The following is a 3,285-nucleotide window of genomic DNA, read 5'->3' on the forward strand; positions in this document are numbered from 1 at the left end:
CGCCCTGCCGCCGTCGTCGGCGGGCCCGATGCGCACCGGCGGCACCGAGATCGGCGGCGCCTGGGCGCCAGCGCCGGCAAAAGCCAGCGCCGTGGCCAGGAAGACGAGTGCTCGTTTCATGTCCACTGTTCGACGCTGCGGCACGCTGCAGGTTCACCGCCTCCGGCCGATCCCGCCATGGGCCGTATCGTCTTGAAAGGGCTTGCAGCGCATGGGCTGCAGGAATGGCGCATCGGCGGGACAATGCGGCCTCTCCCGCCCGTTGCCGTCCAGCCGGGGCCATGTGCCCGGGCCCTGCCTGCATGTCGTCCCAGCCTCCCGCGCCGCCTTCTTCCTCTGCCGACTTCTCGCTTCGGCGCATCGCCCTTCCCGCCTTCGGCCCCTCGCTGCTTTTCGGGCTGGGCGAAGGCGCCATCCTCCCCATCATTCCGCTGACGGCGCGCGACCTGGGCGCCTCGGTGCCCACGGCCGCGCTGGTTGTGGGGCTGATCAGCATCGGCTCGCTGCTCAACAACATCCCGGCCTCGCTGATCACCATGCGCTGGGGCGAGCGCTGGGCCATCGTGGCCGCCGGCATCTGGAGCGCGCTGGGCATGGCGCTTTGCATCGGCACCTCGCACCTGGGCCTGTTCGCGCTGGGCTGCTTCATGGTGGGCATGTCGCAGTCGGTCTACAACCTGGCGCGCCAGAGCTACATGACCGAGGCCGTGCCCATCATGTACCGGGCCCGCGCGCTCTCCACGCTGGGCGGCGTGATGCGCATCGGCATGTTCGCCGGGCCCTTTCTCGCCGCGGCGGCGGTGCATGCCTTCGGGCTGTGGGCGGCGTACGGCGTGGGCATGGTGGCGGTGCTGGGCGCGGCCGCGGTGGGCGCGCGCATTCCGGACCTGAAGCCGCCTCCGCCGGCGCCGGGGCAGGCCGACACCGCTTCCGTCACCCTGGGCTCCACGCTGCGGGACCACCGGCGCATCTTCCTCACGCTGGGCATTGGCGTGATGCTGGTGAGCGCGGTGCGGGCATCGCGCCAGGCCGTGATTCCGCTGTGGGCCGAGCACCTCGGGCTGGCGCCGGCGGCGGCATCGCTCATCTATGGCCTGGCCGGCGGCATCGACATGCTGGTGTTCTACCCGGCCGGCCAGGTGATGGACCACAAGGGCCGCCGCGCGGTGGCCGTGCCGTCGATGCTCGTGATGGGCGCGGCCATGCTGCTGATGCCGCTGACCACCGGCTTCACCACGCTGCTACTGGCGGCGCTGGCCATCGGCTTCGGCAACGGCATCGGCTCCGGGCTGATCATGACGCTGGGGGCCGACCATTCGCCGCGCCACGGGCGCGCGCACTTCCTGGGCGTGTGGCGGCTGATGTCGGACATCGGCTCCTCGTGCGGGCCGGCGCTGCTGTCCTTCCTGGCCGCCAGCCTGTCGCTGGCGGCGGGCATCGCCACCACGGGGCTGATCGCGCTGGCGGCGGCGGGCACGCTGGCGTACTGGATTCCGGCACACAAGCGCAAACCTTAGCCACCACCCGTTCGAGGGGGTAGGCCGCCGGATGGGCAGGGTACAGTGCCGCTCCGTGCCGATTCCCCCTGATCTCCTGCTGCTGCGCCTCGCCCGCTGGCTGCTGGCCCTGTGCCTGCTTCTGGCCGCACTGCCGCAGGCATGGGCGCAGGCCCCGGTGCAGATGCTGCAGCAGGCGCAGCTCGCAGTGCCCGGCCGCGCCCACCAGGCGGTGAACCTGCCGCACGAATGGGAGGAGGACCTGGCCGGCTTCAGCGGGGTGGCCGACTACCGCCTGCGCTTCGACACCCCGGGCGGCAGCGAGCTGCTGGGCGTGTATGTGCCGCGCGCCTGCAGCACGCTGGAGGTGTACGTCAACGGCGAGCTGGTCGGCTCCGGCGGGCGCATGGAGCCGCCCTATCCGCGCAACTGCTACTACCCCAACCTGTTCGCGCTGCCGCGCGCGCTGCTGAAGGCGCAGGGCGGCAACGAGCTGCGGGTGCGCATCGCGGGCCATGCCTTCGGCGAGGCGGCCACGCGCCAGCGTTCCAGCGGCATGTCGGCGGTGCAGGTGGGGCCGCTGGCGCAGCTGCAGCCGCAGTACGACAGCCGCTACTTCTGGAACATCACGGTGGCCCAGGTCATCTCCATCAGCCTGCTGGGCTTCGGGCTGGCGCTCTTCGGCCTGTGGCTGGCGCGCCGGCGCGACCGCTACATGCTGTACTTCGCGCTGTTCGCCATGGGCTGGGGCGCGCTCACGGCGCGGCTGTTCACGCGGCTGTCCTTCGGCTCGTACTGGGCGACGGAGGCCTTTCTCACCGTCGCGTTCTTCCCGGTGGTGTCGTTCGCCATGCTGTTCCTGGTGCGGCTGATCGGGCGGCGCTGGGCCTGGATGGACCGGGCCCTGGTGGCGCAGAGCGTGGCCATCGCGCTGGTGGTGCTGGCCGTGCCGCGTGACGAGCTGCTGGGCACCGCCACGGCGCTCTACCTGATGGGCACGGTGGAGTTCCTCGGCTGCGTGGTGGCCTTCCTGGTGTTGTCCTGGCGCACCCACCGCATGGACTTCTGGCTGGTCGGCCTGGTGCTGGCGCATTCCATCGTGCTGCTGGGGCTGGAGATGGCCCAGCAGTACGGCCTGCTGCCGCTGCCCAACGTCACGCTGGGCCACTTCACCATGCCGCTGGTGTTCGCCGTGATCTCGGTGCGCCTGATCCAGCTGTTCGTGCGCGCCCTCACCCAGGCCGAGACGCTCAACCAGGAGCTGGAGCAGCGCGTGATCGGCAAGTCGCGCGAGATCGAGCGCAACTGGCAGCAGATCGCCCAGCTGCGCACGGCGCAGGCCGCGCAGGAAGAGCGCCGCCGCATCGCCTCCGACCTGCACGACGACCTGGGCGCGCAGCTGCTCACCATCGTGCAGGCCAGCCAACGCGGCGGCCAGCCCGAGCGCGTCGCGGCCATGGCGCGCCAGGCGCTGGAGGAAATGCGCCTTTCGGTGCGGGGCATGACCGGCCACGTCACCGCCGCCGAAGAAGCGCTGGCCGACTGGCGCGCCGAAACCGTGACGCGCCTGTCCGACGCCGGCATGCAGCCGCAGTGGCAGGCGGACGATCCGCCGCCCGGCCTGATCCTGCCGGCGCGCACGCACGTGCAGCTCACGCGCATCCTGCGCGAGGCCGTGTCCAACGCCATCCGCCACAGCGGCGGCACGCAGTGCGCCGTGCGCATCCGCTTCGAGGGCGACGCGCTGGCGCTGGAGGTGCAGGACGACGGCCGCGGCCTGCCCAAGCGC

2 protein-coding genes are annotated in these 3,285 nt (G+C 71.8%); both read left to right on the forward strand.

What is annotated here, in order from left to right:
* Positions 1-302 precede the first annotated feature (302 nt).
* Positions 303-1,517, forward strand: a complete 1,215-nt coding sequence (locus VSO01S_RS26175) for an MFS transporter (protein ID WP_068645678.1) — start codon at positions 303-305, stop codon at positions 1,515-1,517.
* A 55-nt stretch (positions 1,518-1,572) separates the two neighbouring features.
* Positions 1,573-3,285 (forward strand): sensor histidine kinase (locus tag VSO01S_RS26180; protein ID WP_161944483.1); only part of this gene is annotated, 1,713 nt, incomplete at its 3' end.

Source organism: Variovorax soli NBRC 106424 (assembly GCF_001591385.1).
Classification (GTDB): domain Bacteria; phylum Pseudomonadota; class Gammaproteobacteria; order Burkholderiales; family Burkholderiaceae_C; genus Variovorax; species Variovorax soli.

Bases quoted from the DNA above. Each gene is read 5' to 3' on its own strand.
- VSO01S_RS26175 (WP_068645678.1), top strand. From the start codon at position 303: ATGTCGTCCCAGCCTCCCGCGCCGCCTTCTTCCTCTGCCGACTTCTCG.